We start from the raw sequence: 18,876 nt of genomic DNA on the forward strand, positions 1-18,876 counted from the left end.
CTTTAAATCTGCATTTCAAACTGCCTGGAGTAGAGGCGGGCATAGATGCCGCTCTTTTTTAGCAATTCACTGTGAGTGCCTTCTTCCTGAATCCCTTCTTCTGTCAGGACGACGATACGGCCGGCATTCCGGATAGTGGTAAGCCGGTGGGCAATAACGATGGTCGTTCTCCCTTTAGCCAGCTGCTCGAGCGAATTTTTGATATATGCTTCACTTTCGTTATCCAGTGCGCTCGTTGCTTCATCCAGGATGAGTACATGAGGATTCTTCAGGAATGCCCGGGCAATGCAAAGGCGCTGTTTTTGGCCGCCGGACAGCTTCACTCCGCGCTGTCCAATTTCCGAGTGATAGCCGCTCGGAAGCTCCATGATAAAATCATGGGCAAAAGCCTGCCGGGCAGCAGAAATCACCTCAGAATCAGAGGCAGACGGCTTTCCATATCTGATATTTTCCATAACCGTCCCGGCAAAAAGGTACACATCCTGATGAACGATGCCGATGTTCCTTCTTAAGTCTTCCAGACTGATGTTCTCAACTGGGTTTCCGTCCAGAAGAATTTCTCCTCTGGTGGTGCCGTAGAGGCGGGGAATCAGTGAGCACAGAGTCGTCTTGCCGGAACCGGAAGGGCCGACAAGGGCAGTGTATTCTCCCGCTTCAATGTTCAAGTTCAGGTTAGTCAGTACAGGCTGCAGATTCTTCTCATATTGAAAAGTTACATTCCTGAATTGAATAGTGCCACATATGGCTTCAGGAGAAAGAGCGTTCGTGCTTTCTTCTTTTTCAGGTGTCAGGTTAATGATTTCCATGAAACGCTGAAAGCCGGTAATGCCCTCCTGGAACTGGGTGCTCATATGAGTGAGCCGCTGCATAGGTTCAATCATATAACCTATATACAGCAAAAACGTGATTAAATCGGCAAGATCAAGCGATTGATTGACTATGTTTGAACTTCCATAGACAATGACTGTTATCGTAATTAATTGAATGAACATTTCAACGCCATTGAAAAAATATGCCTCAGCCAGATATGTCTTTTTCCTGCTTTCGAGAAAGCGGCGGTTTTCCCGTGTAAACTTCTCTATTTCAATCTGTTCATTGGCAAAAGACTTGACCGTCCGGATGCCTGCCAGGCTGTCTTCCACCTGGGCGTTAACATCCGCAATCCGCTCTTTATTGTCCCGCATGGTTTTATTCAACGCTTTGTTGAAATATACCGAAAAAATACCCAGCACAGGCAGAAAACAAAAAACAGCAAGCGTCAGCACGGCATTGATGTAAAACAAAATAAAAAAGGCGCCGGTGAAGCGGACGAGGTATTTAATATAATCCTCCGGCCCGTGATGATACAGCTCGGAAAGGAGAAGCAGATCATTTGTAATCCTTGACATCAGCTGGCCGGTCTTTGTTTTGTCAAAATAACTGAGCGGCAGTCTCTGGACATGCCCAAAAAGCTCGCTCCGCAGATCGCTCTCCATCCTTGCCCCTATTTCATGCCCTTTATAATCAACAAAGAAATTGCCTGCATTTTGCAGGGCAGCGAGGAGCAGCATGAGTCCTCCTGTCCTGTATACGTCTGCAATATCAGGCCGGCCGGCCTTTAAGATATCATTTGTGATATGACGTACGAGAAGAGGGAACAGGAGCGCAATTCCCGACACGATCAAAGCAGTAATGAGGACAGCAAAAAACACACGCAAATATGGCTTATAATATGAAAGGAACTTTTTTAAAGGAAAATCCATCAGTTACCCCTTTTGATATGTTATTTCACAGAACATATATAAGGGGAGACGAAAAAATCAACTCTTGAAGAGCCTCCCTTTATATGAAGTAACAAAAGCAGATGTGTTTTTCATACTGAATTCCTCCTTGAATAATGGTAATTTCATTGTAAAGGATAAAGCGGATTTTTTACAGAATTTTTAGAATCTTTGGTGGAGGTGTGGTATTATATTTTAGAATGAACAAAGAAAAAGGCAGGCTCACGGAGAGCCTGCCTTGTGTATGTTGTGTTGACGAATTAACCTTTTTGAACGTTAGTAGCTTGTGGTCCGCGTTGACCTTGTTCTACTTCAAAAGTTACGTCTTGGCCTTCTTCAAGAGTTTTGAAGCCTTCGCCTTGGATAGCTGAGAAGTGTACGAATACATCGTCTCCACCTTCGCGCTCGATGAAACCGAAACCTTTTTCTGCGTTAAACCATTTTACTTTACCTTGTTCCATTTTTGTTGCCTCCTCGCATGCAGTGCATGCATTGTGTTACTATCCTTGCTCTTTATCCAAAACGAAAAGCTTTAAAACTTATCACTCTTTTGGTTCGAACAAAAATAATTCTCTTTAAATATAGCAGATGAATGTGAGCAATGCAAGAATATATGTTCAAGAAAAAAGAAAGGCCGGCCCTCCAAAAGAATTGTATGTTATTAAGAACTTTCTTGTTTGCGTGAAGGTCTTTTTGCATTATTCTTATAGTAATAAGTTTTTTCTGAAGATTTAGTTAAATCTTTAAACAGTGAACTGCATGGTGAAAAAAAACAGCGGAGGGAACAAACATGACAGCAATTCAAGGAATAAATATAGAAGATGTAAGGGCAGTCAAAGATGAAGGTTTTGATGGATATCAGATCTTTTTTACCTCGGAAGGCCAGGTTTTCTGTTTGCTTGCCGGGAATAGAAAGAAGCCTTTTCCGCTTAATGTAAAGCATCAGTTCAAGGAAAAAGACCTATGTGCTCTCTGCGGGAAGAGCATCTACCCTGCCCCATACGGCCAGCAGCTCTGCACCTATTTTAATGGCAGACAGAATGGCTTGCTGAAGGAATTGATGGAGCTCTATCCGGCTCAATTTACATAAGGACAGACCACGGAAAAAGTGAACCGATTATAGTATGAATGGTATAAGGGGGTGCTGGGCAGTGGCGCTGAATATGCGGATGACTTCAATACTGAGGGAACTGATGGGGACTAAATCCTGCGTGACCGGTGAGGATCTGGCTGCGGCTATTGAAGTGACTTCAAGAACGATCCGGAATGACATCAAGGAGCTGGATGCCCTTATATCGAAGCATGGAGGGAGCATCCTGTCGAAGAGGGGGACTGGCTATCAGTTGATTATTGAAGATGAAGCCCGTTTCCTCACCTTTCTGAAGGCTAATATCTATAAGGGGCTGTCTGACAGCACAGAAATACCGTCTATGCCGGAGGAAAGAGTGCAGTATTTAATCAAGAGGCTCCTGCTGGCTGAAGGATTCCTTAAGCTGGAAGAATTGGCCGATGATATGTATATCAGTAAATCCACCATCCAAAACGATTTGCGGGATGTAAAACGGATCCTCGGAGCTTACGGGATTTATATGGAAAAACGTCCGAATTACGGGATCCGGCTGAAAGGAGAAGAAGTTAAGCTCCGCTATTGCATGGCTGAATATGTGTTTAACCGTGAGGGGACACACCCTGATATCCATAAGCTGGGGGTATCCATCCTGACTCAGGAAGAAATGCAGATCATTAAGGAAATTATACTCCTCCAGATTAAAAACAACGAAATATCCCTCTCAGATATGGCCTTGAATAATCTGGTCATACATATTGCAATTGCGTTCAAAAGGATTCAGAACCGCAATTATGTTTCCCTCGCTCAGGGCGAGCTCCAGGAGATATTCCGGCAGAAGGAATACGAGGCAGCAAGGAAGATTATCGAAGACATTCAAAACCGGCTGTCGGTCATCTTTCCGGAAGAGGAAGTCGCCTATATAGCCATCCACCTGCTTGGCACCAGGACCCTGATCAGCGGGACTGCTGAAGAAGAGGCCGAAGCTATGGGAAGTGAGGATGGGGAAATCCGTCTTCTGACCGGGAAGATTATCGCAGCCATAGAAGAGAATCTGCTGCCGGGCATCAGCGGGGACAGAGAGCTTGCAGCCATGCTGAGCCTCCACCTGAAACCCGTGGTATACCGCTTCCGTTACGGTATGAATCTGAGGAACCCCATGCTGCAGCAGATCAAAGCGAATTATCCCATTGCCTTTGAGGGTGGCATTATCGCCTCCATGGTAATAAAAGAGGAATTGGACATAGAAATCAATGAACATGAAATAGGATATATAGCCCTCCATATCGGGGCTGCCATCGAACGGAGGACCATGACCCAGCTTCCCAAAAACTGTCTGATTGTTTGTGCTTCAGGACTCGGCAGTGCACAGCTCCTGTCTTATAAGCTTCAGACTGTGTTTGGCAATAAGCTGAATATTATAGGCACCATTGAATTTTACAAGTTGCACGGCTACCCGCTTTCTGCTGTGGATTTAATTATTTCGACGATACCGATTGCAGATTCTATGCCGGTGCCTGTAATTGAAGTCAACACATTCCTCGGCAGTGCGGATTTTCAAAAGATAGAAGAGCTGTTAAAACCAGAGAGTGCACAACAGACAAAATATACGAGGGAAGACCTGGTTTTCCTGCAGAGGAAATTTGAGAGCAGGGAAGAGGTCCTTTCTTTCCTGGCAGAGGAGTTGAAGGAGCGGGGGCTGGCCGGAGAGGGATTTTTTGAAAGCGTGATGGAGAGGGAATCCTTCTCTGCGACTTCTTTTGGGAACCTTGTAGCCATACCGCACCCGGCCGTGCCGATGACTGATTCCACGTTCTGGGCGGTGGTCACACTTCAGAAACCCATTCAATGGGGAAACAGCCGCGTCCAATTCGTATGCCTCCTATGCATCAGGAAAAACAGCACTGAAGACTATAAAGCCATGTATGGCCAGCTGGCAGAGATGATTGACAATACAAGCAGAGTTCAGCAGCTTCTGAAATGCAAAACGTATAAGGACTTCGAAAAATTCATCTGAATCCGGAGTTTATTTCCATTTATTATCCTGGGGTGTACATCCATTTCCGCAAGCCTGTATGCTGATGCGGAAATTTTTTGTGTCGAGGTGAAAGCGTTTACAATATACGATGGAATTGCAAGAATATTAAAATAATTAAAGAAAGAGACTCCAGGGAGGGGAATGAGTGAACATTCTTTTATGCTGTGCAGCCGGCATGTCGACCAGCCTGCTTGTCACCAAGATGGAAAAGGAAGCCGCGGCAGAAGGCTTGAGCTGCAGAATCTGGGCAGTGCCGGGGGATGCGGTCAGAAACCACATTAAGGAGGCAGATGTCCTGCTGGTAGGCCCTCAGGTCCGCTATATGCTGCCGCAGTTAAAAAAATTGGGAGGAGAAAAAGGAATTCCAGTGGATGTCATTAATACGGTCCATTACGGCACATGCAATGGTTCCGAGGTATTGAAATTTGCAAGGCATATTTCAAGAAAATAGGGGAGTGTAATCATGAGCAAATTTAACGATATTTTAGAAAATAAGGTAATGCCGGTTGCGGGGCGCATTGCCGGCCAGCGACACCTGCAGGCTCTGCGTGACGGTATCATCCTCACGATGCCGCTGATCATAGTCGGATCGCTATTCCTGATTCTCGGTTTCCTGCCAATCCCGGGCTATACGGATTTCATGGCCAGGACATTTGGGGATGCCTGGCTTACCAAGCTGATGTATCCGGTAGGAGCCACATTCGATATCATGGCCTTAATTGCAGCTTTCGGCATTGCTTACCGCCTGGCTGAGAAATATAATGTGGACGCCTTGTCGGCAGGTGCCATTTCTGTCGCTGCCTTCCTTCTTGCCACTCCATATCAGGTGCCTTTCACTCCGGAAGGCGCAACAGAAGCTGTAATGGTGGGCGGAGCCATCCCATCGGTATTGATGGGAAGCAAGGGCTTATTCGTAGCCATGCTCATCGCCATGATCTCAACTGAAATCTACCGGGTGATCATCCAGAAGAATATAATCATCAAGATGCCAGATGGCGTTCCGCCGGCAGTTGCTAAATCGTTTGTTGCCCTGATTCCCGGCTTTGCTGTAATCGCACTTATATGGGTATTACGTTTAATTGTTGAAAACACAAGCTTTGAAAGCCTTCATAATATTGTCGGTGAAATTTTGGGCAAACCGCTCGGAGTACTTGGCGGAAGCCTCATTGGAAGCCTTGTTGCTGTATTCCTGATCCAGCTCCTCTGGTCATGCGGCCTTCATGGTGCCTCCATCGTGGGCGGTGTAATGGGCCCGATCTGGCTGTCTGCAATGGATGCCAATCGTGTGGCATTCCAGGCGGGAGACGGACTGCCAAACATCTTCACCCAGCAGTTCTTTGATATTTTCATATACATCGGCGGAAGCGGAGCAACCCTAGCCCTTGTTACCGCCATGCTGATCCGGTCACAGAGCCAGCAGATGAAACAACTGGGTAGGCTTGCCGCAGGACCGGGTCTATTCAACATCAATGAACCTATTACATTTGGAATGCCGATTGTCATGAATCCGCTGATGATCGTTCCATTTATCCTTACGCCCCTTGTCATGGTCATTGTCACCTACATCGCAATGAGCACAGGACTTGTTGCACGGCCGGCTGGTATTGCAGTTCCCTGGACGATGCCGCCGATCATCGGGGGGTATCTGGCCGCAGGCGGGAAAATTTCGGGAGCAGTCCTGCAGCTTGTGAACTTTGGCCTCGCCTTCGGAATCTATTATCCATTCTTCAGAATGTGGGATAAGCAGAAATATTCAGAAGAACAAGGAGCAATCGAGATTACTTCTGCTAAAAAACTTCAGGCATAGGAGAATATTAATGGTGAAATTAATCGTTAACGCAGACGACTTTGGCTATTCAAAAGGAGTCAATCTCGGAATTATCGAAGCTTATCAAAATGGCATCGTAACATCCGCGACACTGATGGCTAACATGCCTGGAGCAGAGCACGCATCAGCTCTTGCCGCAGAAAACCCGGGGCTCGGGGTGGGTATCCACCTCGTCCTGGACTGCGGGTATCCGGTAAGTAAGAAAGTTCCTTCACTCATTGATGAAAAAGGGAAATTCCTTAACACAAAAGCGGTCTGTGAGCAAGGAGATCCAGCCGAGATAGAGCGCGAGCTGGAAAGCCAGATTGAAAGGTTCCTGGGCTTCGGCCTGAAACCGACACATCTGGACAGCCATCATCATGTTCATGGTCATGAAAATGTTTTTGAGATTGTCAGCAGGCTTGCCTATAAATATGGTATCCCAATCAGACCGGTATCAGAAAGCCTGCTGAAATCCGGGCGACATAATCCTTCTGTCCACTATTTCGAACCAGGATTTTACGGGGAAAATCTAACAAACGAAACGCTGATCGATTGTATTGAGAGGTCCCTGTCCTATGAGACAGCAGAGATCATGACACATCCAGCTTTTCTTGATGAAGCAATCCTGTCTGGAAGCTCATATGCTATGCCGCGTGTTCGTGAGGTTTCCATCCTTACTGACCCGAGGATCAAGGATTTTATAAAGAAACAGGGTGTGGAGCTTGCGACTTATAAAGAAGCTGCCGGCAAATCCGTGGTTTGAAGCAGGGGAAGTGCGGAATGAAAAAGTAGATTTCCAATTGGGAGACCGTTAGCCCCTTTTTGGAAAGAAGTTTCGATGAAGAAGGGGTGGCGGCATTTGTTTCCAGGAATGAAACAGGGCGGCCCCAGAGGGAAGCAGCACAGGATTTCAAGGCTGTCCCAGGTTTTTATGGGCGCAGTGGAATCATCGCCTCAGCTGCTTTCCGCTTCTTAAGGAAAAACAATGATTATTCATGTAAGCGCTTTTACAATAGAATAACAGTAACAGAATAACCAAACATAAAGAGGAGGCAGATCTATGAATATACTATTATGCTGTGCAGCAGGGATGTCCACAAGCCTGCTTGTCACAAAGATGGAAAAAGCCGCACAGGATCAGGGAATAGACTGCAAAATATGGGCAGAAGGTGCATCCTCAGTAAACGATCATATCGCATCGGCCGATGTCCTGCTGATTGGGCCGCAGGTACGCTATCTGCTGCCGCAGCTCAAAAAATTAGGCGAAGCGCATAATGTACCCGTAGACAGTATCAATACCGTCCATTATGGCATGTGCAATGGAGCAGAAGTGTTGAAGGCGGCCATCGCTCTTGCAAAGAGCAATAAGCTGGAAGAGTCCATCTAAGCCTGGCCATCTGCATGTATCGATTTATGGGAGGTGAGAGAAATGGATTCAATGGAACAGATAGTTTTTACGATTATCCTGCACGGCGGAAACGGGAAGAGTTCCTCTATGGAAGCCATCCAGGCAGCCAAAAAGGGTGATTTTATAGAAGCAAGAGCGAAGCTCAAGGAAGCGGGAGAAGCCTTGAACGAAGCACATAAAACACAGACAGAACTAATACAGGCTGAAATCAGGGGAGAGAGGGCAGAAACATCCCTGTTGATGGTCCATGCCCAGGATCATCTGATGAATGCTCTGACAATCAAGGACCTGGCAGCAGAATTTGTAGATCTCTATGAAGCAATTGAAACGAAAAGGGGAGTCAATCTATGAAAAAAGGGCTTAAAATTGCAACGATCGGGGGCGGATCAAGCTATACGCCGGAACTCATCGAGGGGTTCATCAAGAGATATGAAGAGCTTCCCGTGAGTGAATTATGGCTTGTTGACATTGAAGCAGGCAGGGAAAAGCTTGAAATAGTCGGACAGCTTGCCAAGCGGATGGTGGAAAAATCAGGTTTGCCCATCAAGGTTCATCTTAGCCTCGACAGGAGGGAAGCACTGAAGGATGCGGATTTTGTTACCACCCAGTTCCGTGTAGGGCTTCTTGACGCACGTGCTAAGGATGAAAGAATACCGATGAAATATGGTGTGCTCGGTCAGGAAACAAACGGTCCCGGCGGTTTGTTCAAAGGACTTCGGACCATTCCGGTAATACTCGACATATGCCGCGATATGGAGGAGCTTTGTCCCGATGCCTGGCTTATCAACTTCACGAATCCTGCCGGCATGGTAACCGAAGCGGTGCTCCGCTATTCCAGCATCAAAAAAGTGGTGGGGCTCTGCAATGTTCCAATCGGAATGGAAATGGGCATCGCAAAGCTCCTTGATGTGGACCACTCCCGGGTAAGAATTGATTTTGCCGGTTTAAACCACATGGTATATGGACTGGATGTGTATGTGGACGGAGTAAGCAAAAAGGATGAAGTCATAGACCTGCTGACAGATCCTTCAAACTCAAGCTTTGTGAAAAACATACAGGGCATGGGCTGGGAGCCTTCGTTTGTAAAGGCGCTGAATGTGCTCACTTGTCCGTACCATATGTACTACTATAAAACGCGGGAAATGCTTGAAAAAGACCAAAAGAACTTTGAAAAAGGCGAGACGCGTGCCGAGGTGGTCCAAAAGCTTGAAGCTGAATTATTTGAGCTTTACAAAGATCCTGAGCTTGATATCAAGCCTCCACAGCTGGAGAAAAGGGGAGGGGCGTACTACTCGGATGCCGCTGTGCGCCTGATCACATCCATCTATAATGACAAGCGGGATATCCAGCCGGTGAATACCAGGAATAACGGGGCAATCGCCAGCCTGCCGGCAGATTCCGCTGTTGAAATCAGCTGTGTGATTACGAAGGATGGCCCGAAGCCGATTGCAATTGGAGACCTGCCGGTTGCTGTCCGCGGACTGGTCCAGCAGATCAAATCCTTTGAACGGATCTCTGCAGAAGCAGCTGTGACAGGCGACTATGACAAGGCAGTACTTGCGCTGACCATTAACCCGCTCGTTGGTTCAGATCATATTGCGAAGCAGATTGTAGATGAGATGCTTGAAGCACACAAAGAACATCTTCCCCAGTTCTTTAAAGCGGTGGAAGCATAATAAGAAGCAGGCACCAGACCTCCAAATCAGGAGGGGCTGGTGCTTTTTTATGCCTGCTTTCTGCTAAAATAATTAAATTTTGCCATTTTTCCAAAAATAATGCAAATGGCCTGGTCCTTTCATCATTATTATAAACACGTTTGCTGAATGGTTGGGGCTTATGTTTCATAGACGGAGATTACATGATGGGATAGGCTTGAGATGTATGGTAGGCGCTGTCATTTATGGCATCAAATGCAAGAAAATCCTGAATTTAAAGGAGGATTTATGAAGAAAAAGTCATGGGTCATCACATCGGTATGTTCAGTGTTGATTGGCAGTACGGCAGCATTTGCTGAGGAAAATGGTTCAGTGCCTGTCCCGACTTTAGAAAGACAGGAAAATACCCTGAAAGGGGGGCAGCGTCCCCATCCCGTCTTTACCTGGGATTCTCCTGCTGTTCCAATGTCCGGAGTGCTTCACCCTGGCTCAGCAAGGGGTGCAGGGATGATGCCGGGACCGCTTGCTGCCATTGATGGAGTGATCCATTCAGCCATTTCTCAAGGTGTCATGCCCGGAGCAGTTGCACTCGTGGCCAGAGGAGGCAGCATTGTAAAGCATGAGGCATACGGACATTCTGCCAAATACGAGAATGGCTCCTTTACTCCTATGCAAAATCCTGTCGAGATGAAGAAGGATACAATCTTTGATCTCGCATCCATCAGCAAGATCTTCACAGCCACAGCCATCATGATACTTCAAGAAAAAGGGCTTGTTGACCTGGACGCTCCGGCTGCGGCTTATATTCCCGAATTTGCCCAGAACGGGAAAGGGCAGGTCACAGTAAGGCAGCTTTTAACACACACCTCAGGGTTCGAAGCATGGATCCCGCTTTACAGTAAAGGGACATCAAGGGACTCAAGGCTTCAGTTGGTCTTCAGCCAGCCGCTAAAAAAACCGCCTGGAACTACATACACTTACAGCGATCTGAATATGATCACGCTGGGGGCGATCGTGGAAAGGCTGACCGGCATGAGGCAGGACGAGTTTGTTAAAAGGCATATCACAGAGCCGCTCGGCATGAAGGATACCATGTATAATCCACCGGCTGAGCTGAAGGGCCGCATTGCTGCCACAGAATACCAATCAGTGCCGGCCCGGGGTCTCGTGTGGGGAGAAGTGCATGATGAAAATGCCTGGAGTCTGGGTGGAGTTGCCGGCCATGCCGGGGTTTTCTCGACCGCTTCAGACCTTGCCAAATTTGCGCATATTTTCCTGAACGATGGAAAGTATGGAGGAAAGAAGATAATGAAGCCTGAAACCGTCAAACTCCTGCTCGAAAACCAAAACAGCGCCTATCCGGGTAATGACCATGGTCTCGGCTGGGAGCTTGGCCAGGGCTGGTACATGGATGCTCTTTCCGACAGCACATCCTTCGGCCATACAGGCTATACAGGCACATCCATTGTATTGAATCCGAAACAAAAGACCATAGCCATTCTTCTGACCAACCGGGTGCATCCCACCCGTGCTACCGTTTCCACAAACCAGACCAGGAGGCTTTTTGCGAGACAAGTAGCTGATTCCATTCCGGTTAAGATGGAGCGGCATGGTGCCGCCTGGTTCGCAGGCTATGGTGATAAGCTCGCTAACTCTATGGAAGCAGAAGTCAAAGGGAAAGAAAGGATCGAATTTGCGACATGGTACAGCACCGAAACTAATGCTGACTATGGACGGATAGAGGTTCTGGCAGACGGCGCATGGGAAAAGCTTGATGAATATACAGGAACCTCCGGCGGGTGGATGGAGAAAGTCTATCAGCTTCCGGAAGGTGCAGAAAAAATCCGCTGGGTCTACAGCACGGATGGATCAGTAAACGGACGCGGCTGGTATGTCGGCCAAGTCAAGGCGGATGGCCATAAACTGGACTTTCAGAAGAATGACTGGAGTTTAAGAAATTACTAAGAGGAGGAAGAACATGTCTAAAATGTTAAGAGTGTTCCTAGTTTTTTCTATTATGTTCGGGCTGATCATCAGCGGCCTGCCAGGTACAGGTAGTGAGGCTTCCGGTAAAACAGTGAAGAAAGACCGCAGCGGCCCGGACTTGATCATTGACCAGAATGTGCCGGAGCTCTCGAAGGCTGTTAAGGACAACAAGCTGGATTTGAACGCCCTTCATATTTGGACGGATGGCAGCTTCACCCTTGCTGCTGATACCAAATGGAAATCAACGAATAAAAATGTCGCCAGTGTCGATCGTGAAGGTGTGGTCACGTTTTCGGGACAAAACGGAAAAACCTTTATCTACGCATCGGACGGTTTGAAAAGCGACCGCATCGCCCTGCAGCATAAGCAGGACGGCGTCCATGTTATCAAGAGAAAAGGGGCCAGTTACAGGATCATTGACAAGGCTGTCAGCCACATGACCCTGAAAGAAAAAGTCGGGCAGATGCTGATGCCTGATTTCAGAACGTGGAAGGGACAAAATGTAACCTCCATGCTTCCGGAAATCGAGAAACTTGTGAAGGAATATCATCTTGGCGGTGTTATCTTATTTAGAGAAAACGTCGTGACAACCGAACAGACCACTAGGCTAGTGGATGCCTACAAACAGGCGGCGGAAAAATTCGGCCTTCTCGTGACGATCGACCAGGAAGGCGGAATCGTCACACGCCTGCAGTCCGGGACAGACATGCCAGGCAATATGGCCCTCGGTGCAGCGCGGTCTGCAGAACTTTCGGAAAAAGTGGGAACAGCCATCGGGGAAGAATTGAGTTCCCTTGGAATCAATATGAACCTGGCTCCAAGCCTGGATGTTAATAATAATCCGGATAATCCGGTCATCGGCGTGCGTTCATTCGGCGAAGACCCTGAACTTGTAGCAAAAATGGGCATGTCCTATATCAAGGGGCTGCAGAAAACAGGTACAGCTGCTACAGCCAAGCATTTTCCGGGACATGGAGATACGGCAGTGGACTCTCACCTGGGCCTGCCAGAGGTGCCGCATGATCTCTCCCGCCTGAAAAAAGTAGAGCTCTACCCATTCCAGCAGGCGATGGATGCCGGAATTGATGCAGTTATGACAGCCCATGTCACATTCCCGAAAATCGACGATACAAAAGCGATTTCCAAAAAGGATGGAACAGAAATTGCGATCCCGGCAACTCTTTCTCAAAAAGTGCTGACTGGCTTGATGAGGGAGGAAATGGGCTACAAAGGCGTCATTATCACAGATGCAATGAATATGCAGGCAATCAGCGACCATTTCGGGGCGGTGGATGCTGCTGTCCGGACGGTCAAGGCCGGAACGGATATTGTCTTGATGCCGGTAGGACTTGAATCGGTTGCAGGCGGTCTGTATGAGGCCGTCAAAACAGGCGAAATCACGGAAGAGAGAATTGAGGCTTCTGTAAAACGCATTCTGACCCTTAAGCTGAACAGAGGAATCATCAAGGCGGAAAAGGAAAAAAGCGTGGATGAAAAGATCCAGAATGCACTGCGTGTAGTCGGGTCACAAGAGCATAAGGCCGTAGAGAAAGAAGCGGCGGCCAAATCCATCACCCTCATAAAAAACAATGGAGTGCTTCCGGTAAAGGCAGCGGCAGATGACAAGATTGCCGTCATTGGCAATACGTATCTAACGGAGCTTGCCGGAGAAATTAAAAAGCATCACGGAAACGCAACGGTTGTAACGGCATCAAAGCCTCTTACAGCCGCACAGCTTGCAAGCATTAAGGATGCGAAATATATCATCCTCGGCACTGTAACATCAACCGTTTCAGGCCGGTCTCCTAACAGCGACCAGATGAAGCTCGCAAACCAGCTTGTGGATCTCGATGTTCCAGTTATAGGCGCTGGAATCCGCAACCCATATGACATCATGGCCTATCCGGGTGCAGATGCCTATCTTGCCCAATACAGCTTCAGGAATGCAAGCTTTGAGGCACTCGCCAATACAATTTTTGGAAAGAACAATCCTTCCGGAAAGCTTCCAGTCACCATTTATGATGCTGCCCGACAAGTGCTGTACGGATACGGACACGGCTTGACTTATTAAGCGAGGGGAGGAAAAGACATGAAAAAATGGCTGGCCGGTGCTGCTGCACTTCTATTAATGCTTTCCATCTTTACAGGTGCAGTTGCCGATAATAATAAACATGAAAAAGGAAAAAAGCATGGGAAGTTCCGCCTTGGAGTTGATGTGCTTCTTCAGGATAAGATAAATCTGCTGAAGGGTAAGCGCGTAGGATTGATTACAAACCCTACAGGAGTTGATCAGGAGGTAACTAGCATTGTAGACAGATTGTCACAGCATCCTGATGTCAACCTGACGGCGCTTTACGGCCCGGAGCATGGGGTAAGGGGAAGCGCGCAGGCAGGACAGTATGTAGAATCGTATACAGACCCTAAAACAGGTCTTCCGGTATACAGCCTATATGGAAAAACAAAGAAGCCCACACCGGAAATGCTCGAGGATATCGATGTTCTTGTTTTCGATATTCAGGATGTGGGCACAAGATTCTATACGTATATCTATACAATGGCACTGGCAATGGAAGCCGCAAAAGAAAACAATAAGGAAATCATCGTCCTCGACAGGCCGAATCCGCTTGGCGGAGAAAAAGTGGAAGGGCCGGTGCTGGAAGATAAATATTCCTCCTTCGTCGGGGAATACGAAATTCCGGTAAGGCACGGCATGACAGTAGGCGAGCTTGCGCTGTTATTCAACAAGGAATTCAATATCGGGGCAGATCTTACTGTTGTGAAAATGGAAGGCTGGAAGCGGGATAGGTACTATGATGAAACTCCGCTGAAATGGGTGCTTCCGTCCCCTAACATGCCGACTCTTGAAACCGCAGTTGTTTATCCGGGCGCAGCCTTAATTGAAGGAACGAATATCTCAGAAGGAAGAGGGACCACCAAGCCGTTTGAATTGATCGGTGCGCCTTTCATTAACGGTGACAGCCTGGCAGAAAAGCTGAATGCCCTTGATCTTCCGGGCGTCCAGTTCAGATCAGCATCCTTCATTCCATCCTTCTCAAAGCATATGAATGTACTATCGCACGGCATCCAGATCCATGTAACCAATTTGGACGCTTATAAGCCTTTCGAAACAGGTGTGCATATCGTCAAGACGATCCATGATATGTATCCTGATCAATTCCAGTTCAGGGCCCCTAATTCTGCAGGCATCTCATTCTTTGACAACCTGACAGGAACAGGAGCGATCCGCCAGGGCATTGAGGACGGCAAGACCGTCGAACAGATGCAGAACAACTGGAAGCAGGGACTTGACGACTTCAAGAAGCTTCGCAAACAGTATTTGCTTTATAAGTAAAAAAGGACGGCTTCCTGATGGAAGCCGTTTTTTTGCTATTTTGGGAAGAATCATATAAAGTACGGCTGTTGAATAAGAGAGTTGATATCCGCTGCAGGCACTCGCGGACCTTAGGGGCGGGCGCTGAGCCTCCTCGGCTTTGCCTGCGGGGTCTCACCTGTCCCGCAGCTCCCGCATTTAAAAGCGGAAAGCGGTGCCTGCCTAATAAAACTTATTTATACCTCAATGTCCATGTAGTTGGTTTGAAACTGTCACTAATATGCCAGGCAGAGACCCGATAAAGAAGACTTGCTGATTGGAGAGCGATTGCTGCGACAGAAGCATAGTCGCACTTATGCGTTAGCCAAGCATAAGCCAAGCTTAATGGGATCTCCCTCCGCTCCCTCGGAAAGCGTTCCGGTAAGCGACAGTAAGTTTATGAAAATTGTCTTTAGGAACGGGCTGGATTCTTTGCAGTCCGGCCAGAAAGAAAATACAATGAACGTAGTATGAGAGCGAATACATAAAGGGGGATCTTAATGAAACGATTACTGGACTGTACAGCATCTGATTTTGCCGGAATGAATGGGGAGCAATTGAAGCAGTCGATACTAGCATCAGAAGGGAGGGTCCTGGTATCTGAGGTTATAGGGTCCGTGACACCTTATTACCCGGCAGTCACAAATGGAGAGCTTGCTGCTTCCTTCGGTGCGGATCTGCTTCTGTTAAATCTTTTTGACGTGAACAGCCCTGTCATTAACGGGCTGGAAGGTGAACCGGAAGTATTGGTTAAAAAGTTAAAGGCACTCACCGGGCGGCCAATCGGCCTGAATTTGGAACCGGTAGACGAGAAGGCGGAAAGACTTGAAAAGCTGGATACACTGCCCGAAGGACGAACATCTTCCAAAGCCTCGCTGAAGCGTGCAAAAGAGCTGGGCTTTGATTTTGTATGTCTGACAGGGAATCCGAAGACAGGTGTGACCAACCCAGAAATTTTAGCTGCCATCAAGAACGCGAGAGAAATTTTGGGGGAAGATGCCTTGATCATCGCCGGGAAAATGCATGGTGCAGGAGTTGCCGGAGAAACGGGCGGAAGCATCATAAACAGTGAAGTGCTCGGTTCCTTTGTGGATGCGGGCGCTGATATTATCCTCATTCCATCTCCCGGTACAGTACCCGGATTCACGGTTGAAAAAACAGCAGGGCTTGTGGATGAAGTCCATGCCAAGGGTGCACTTGCCATCCTCACAACCGGGACAAGCCAGGAAGGCGCCGATGAGGATACCATCAAAAAAATTGCCCTTTACAGCAAGATGGCGGGAGCAGACCTGTATCATATCGGAGATGCCGGAGCTTCAGGAATGGCCCTGCCGGAAAATATCATGGCCTATTCAATCGCCATCCGCGGCAAAAGACATACGTATACCAGGATGGCTGCGTCAGTCAGGCGCTGATAAGCATTTTATGGATAAATAGAAAGGCCCTTGTGATACGATAAGGGGTATCTTGATAAAAGAGGTGTCAATATGAAAATTGAAGTATGGTCAGATTTTGTCTGCCCGTTTTGTTATATAGGTAAACGGCGTCTGGAGGAAGCACTGGCAGCTTTTCCTAACCGTGATGGCGTTGAAGTGGAATTCAAAAGCTTTGAACTTGATCCTAATGCCGAGAAATTTTCCGGAAGAAGCATCCACGAAGCGCTCGCCCTTAAATACGGTATGAGTGTGGAACAGGCGAGGGAAGCAAATGCTGGTCTAGGAAAGCAGGCAACAGAAGCTGGTCTCCAATTCAACTTTGAAGACATGAAGCCGACCAACACCTTTGACGCCCACAGGCTTGCAAAGCTCGGAAAGTCTCTGGGCCGGGAAGCTGAGGTTACGGAAGCACTGCTTCATGCTTATTTCACAGATTCAAAAGATCTCGGCAATCTTGAGGTCCTGGCTGATATTGCGGAATCTGCAGGGATTGACAGGGAGCAGGCGATGAAGGTGCTTGAGGACAAAAATGCACATGGGAACGAAGTCCGTATCGATGAAGCGCTTGCCCAGCAGTATGGCGTCACAGGTGTCCCATTTTTCGTCATCAATCAGAAATATGCCATCTCAGGAGCGCAGCCAGCATCAACCTTCAGCAATGCCCTAGAGAAGGTGTGGCTTGAAGAAAACCCGGCGCCAAAGCTCCAGGATCTTGGCGGGAATTCAGATGCCTTTTGTGCAGATGGTTCCTGCACACTGCCGGATAATAAAGAATAAAAGAGGAGAGCGGTTCTTGCCGCTCTCTTTTTTTCTGTGGATTATAAAGACTGGAGAGGGTATGCTTACCTATATACATAAATTACAGCCAAGAATGAGGTCTATAAATGAACACTAACACTTTTTCAAACTTTCATATAAGTGAAGAGATTAAGCGGGCTTTGGCCGGCCTTGGATATAAGGAGCCGACCAGGGTGCAGAGCGAGGTTATACCAGCAGCAATCGAGGGGCGGGATCTTGTGGTTAAGTCCCAGACAGGCAGCGGAAAGACAGCTGCATTCGGGATACCTCTCTGTGAGCTGGTGAGCTGGGAAGAAAACAGGCCGCAGGCACTCGTGCTGACTCCAACCAGGGAGCTGGCGGTCCAGATTAAAGAAGATCTTACGAATATTGGCCGATATAAGCGGATCCATGCCGCAGCCGTTTACGGAAAATCCCCGTTTGAGCGGCAGAAGCTGGCCCTGAAGCAGAAGACCCATATAGTGGCAGGAACGCCTGGCCGGGTCCTTGATCATATCCAAAAAGGGACACTTATAACTGATAAAATCAGGTACCTGGTCATAGATGAGGCAGATGAAATGCTGAATATGGGCTTCATCGAACAGGTAGAAGCCATCATCAAAGAACTTCCTGCCGATAGAGTTACCATGCTGTTTTCGGCGACCCTGCCTGAGGAAATTGAAGGGCTGGCAAGGAAGTATATGAAGGACCCGGCTGAAATCGAGATTGAATCAGCAGGAACGGCCCGAAATAAAATAGAGCATGTGCTCATCAAGGTAAATGAAGACGAAAAACTTTCGGCGCTGAAAAGGATCACAATAGTAGAAAACCCTGACAGCTGCATCATGTTCTGCAGAACGCAGGAGAGGGTCAACGAGCTGTTCAGCCAGCTCGAAAGTTCCGGCTATCCGGCAGACAAAATCCATGGCGGCATGATCCAGGAGGACCGCTTTGCCGTCATGGATGATTTCCGGCGCGGACACTTCAGGTACCTGGTGGCCACAGATGTGGCCGCGAGGGGAATCGATATTGAAAATATCAGCCTGGTTATCAACTATGACCTGCCGCTCGAAAAGGAAAGCTATGTACACCGGACTGGAAGAACCGGCCGGGCCGGGAAAGCCGGGAAGGCCATCAGCCTCATGACCGAAAGGGAAGAGAGGCTTGCCGGAGAAATTGAAGAGTATATCGGCTTCTCCCTCACAAGGTCCGCGCTGCCGGATGAACAGGAAGTGCAGGATGCCCGGGAAGCGTTCACCGCAAAACTCAATGAACGGCCCCTGCTGAAAAAAGATAAAAGCGAAGAATTGAATAAAGATATCATGAAGCTGTATTTTAACGGCGGCAAAAAGAAAAAGCTGAGGGCAGTCGACTTCGTGGGCACCATTGCCAAACTGCCGGGAATCAGTGCCGAAGACATTGGGATCATCACCATTCAGGAAAACGTAACATATGTAGAAATCCTGAATGGAAAAGGACATGCTGTCCTACATGCCATGAAAACAACCACCATTAAGGGCAAGCAGCTCAAGGTTCATAAAGCAAAAAAATAATAAGCCTGGCCCCCTTT

At 47.8% G+C, this 18,876-nt stretch carries 17 protein-coding genes; 15 read left to right on the forward strand and 2 right to left on the reverse strand.

Annotated elements, in window-relative coordinates; translation table 11 throughout:
• Positions 1-2: 2 nt before the first annotated feature.
• Entirely contained in the window at positions 3-1,742 is a 1,740-nt protein-coding gene (locus V1501_RS08120; protein WP_409292482.1) for an ABC transporter ATP-binding protein, read from the reverse strand.
• A gap of 278 nt (positions 1,743-2,020) precedes the next feature.
• Positions 2,021-2,221, reverse strand: coding sequence for a cold-shock protein (locus V1501_RS08125; RefSeq protein ID WP_409292483.1), 201 nt, complete (start codon positions 2,219-2,221; stop codon positions 2,021-2,023).
• Between the two features lie 329 nt (positions 2,222-2,550).
• Here V1501_RS08125 and V1501_RS08130 point away from each other — a divergent pair, with 329 nt between their 5' ends.
• From V1501_RS08130 to V1501_RS08200, 15 genes are all read left to right on the forward strand, one after another.
• Positions 2,551-2,850: a hypothetical protein gene (locus V1501_RS08130; protein WP_409292484.1), complete on the forward strand. Its 300-nt coding sequence runs from the start codon at positions 2,551-2,553 to the stop codon at positions 2,848-2,850.
• Between the two features lie 73 nt (positions 2,851-2,923).
• Positions 2,924-4,843, forward strand: a complete 1,920-nt coding sequence (locus V1501_RS08135; RefSeq protein WP_409293297.1) for a BglG family transcription antiterminator — start codon at positions 2,924-2,926, stop codon at positions 4,841-4,843.
• Positions 4,844-5,009: 166 nt separating this feature from the next.
• Positions 5,010-5,315, forward strand: a complete 306-nt coding sequence (locus V1501_RS08140; protein WP_409292485.1) for a PTS sugar transporter subunit IIB — start codon at positions 5,010-5,012, stop codon at positions 5,313-5,315.
• A gap of 12 nt (positions 5,316-5,327) precedes the next feature.
• Positions 5,328-6,671: a PTS cellobiose transporter subunit IIC gene (celB, locus tag V1501_RS08145; RefSeq protein ID WP_409292486.1), complete on the forward strand. Its 1,344-nt coding sequence runs from the start codon at positions 5,328-5,330 to the stop codon at positions 6,669-6,671.
• Between the two features lie 13 nt (positions 6,672-6,684).
• The gene (gene chbG / locus V1501_RS08150; protein ID WP_409293298.1) at positions 6,685-7,437 is read left to right on the forward strand and encodes a chitin disaccharide deacetylase; all 753 of its coding nucleotides are present in this window, start codon (positions 6,685-6,687) and stop codon (positions 7,435-7,437) included.
• Between the two features lie 59 nt (positions 7,438-7,496).
• On the forward strand, positions 7,497-7,709 hold the full coding sequence (locus V1501_RS08155) for a hypothetical protein (RefSeq protein ID WP_409292488.1): 213 nt from the start codon (positions 7,497-7,499) through the stop codon (positions 7,707-7,709).
• Positions 7,710-7,734: 25 nt separating this feature from the next.
• Positions 7,735-8,061 carry a PTS sugar transporter subunit IIB gene (locus V1501_RS08160; protein WP_409292489.1) on the forward strand — a complete coding sequence of 109 codons (327 nt, stop codon included), beginning with the start codon at positions 7,735-7,737 and terminating at the stop codon, positions 8,059-8,061.
• Positions 8,062-8,103: 42 nt separating this feature from the next.
• Positions 8,104-8,433 (forward strand): PTS lactose/cellobiose transporter subunit IIA, encoded by a 330-nt coding sequence (locus V1501_RS08165; protein ID WP_409292490.1) that lies wholly within the window; start codon positions 8,104-8,106, stop codon positions 8,431-8,433.
• The gene (locus V1501_RS08170) at positions 8,430-9,758 is read left to right on the forward strand and encodes a 6-phospho-beta-glucosidase (protein WP_409292491.1); all 1,329 of its coding nucleotides are present in this window, start codon (positions 8,430-8,432) and stop codon (positions 9,756-9,758) included. Before V1501_RS08165 ends, V1501_RS08170 begins: the two co-directional genes overlap by 4 nt.
• A 267-nt stretch (positions 9,759-10,025) precedes the next feature.
• The gene (locus V1501_RS08175; RefSeq protein ID WP_409292492.1) at positions 10,026-11,702 is read left to right on the forward strand and encodes a serine hydrolase; all 1,677 of its coding nucleotides are present in this window, start codon (positions 10,026-10,028) and stop codon (positions 11,700-11,702) included.
• A gap of 13 nt (positions 11,703-11,715) precedes the next feature.
• Positions 11,716-13,794, forward strand: coding sequence for a glycoside hydrolase family 3 protein (locus V1501_RS08180; RefSeq protein ID WP_409292493.1), 2,079 nt, complete (start codon positions 11,716-11,718; stop codon positions 13,792-13,794).
• A gap of 18 nt (positions 13,795-13,812) precedes the next feature.
• Complete coding sequence (locus tag V1501_RS08185) at positions 13,813-15,075, forward strand: exo-beta-N-acetylmuramidase NamZ domain-containing protein (RefSeq protein WP_409292494.1); 1,263 nt, start codon at positions 13,813-13,815, stop codon at positions 15,073-15,075.
• 518 nt (positions 15,076-15,593) lie between these two features.
• Entirely contained in the window at positions 15,594-16,508 is a 915-nt protein-coding gene (locus V1501_RS08190; protein ID WP_409292496.1) for a haloacid dehalogenase-like hydrolase, read from the forward strand.
• A gap of 72 nt (positions 16,509-16,580) precedes the next feature.
• The gene (locus V1501_RS08195; protein ID WP_409292497.1) at positions 16,581-17,306 is read left to right on the forward strand and encodes a DsbA family oxidoreductase; all 726 of its coding nucleotides are present in this window, start codon (positions 16,581-16,583) and stop codon (positions 17,304-17,306) included.
• Between the two features lie 107 nt (positions 17,307-17,413).
• Entirely contained in the window at positions 17,414-18,859 is a 1,446-nt protein-coding gene (locus V1501_RS08200; protein WP_409292499.1) for a DEAD/DEAH box helicase, read from the forward strand.
• Positions 18,860-18,876: the final 17 nt, after the last annotated feature.

It is taken from the genome of Paraperibacillus esterisolvens (assembly GCF_046237625.1).
Taxonomy (GTDB): Bacteria; Bacillota; Bacilli; order Bacillales; family DSM-1321; genus Paraperibacillus; species Paraperibacillus esterisolvens.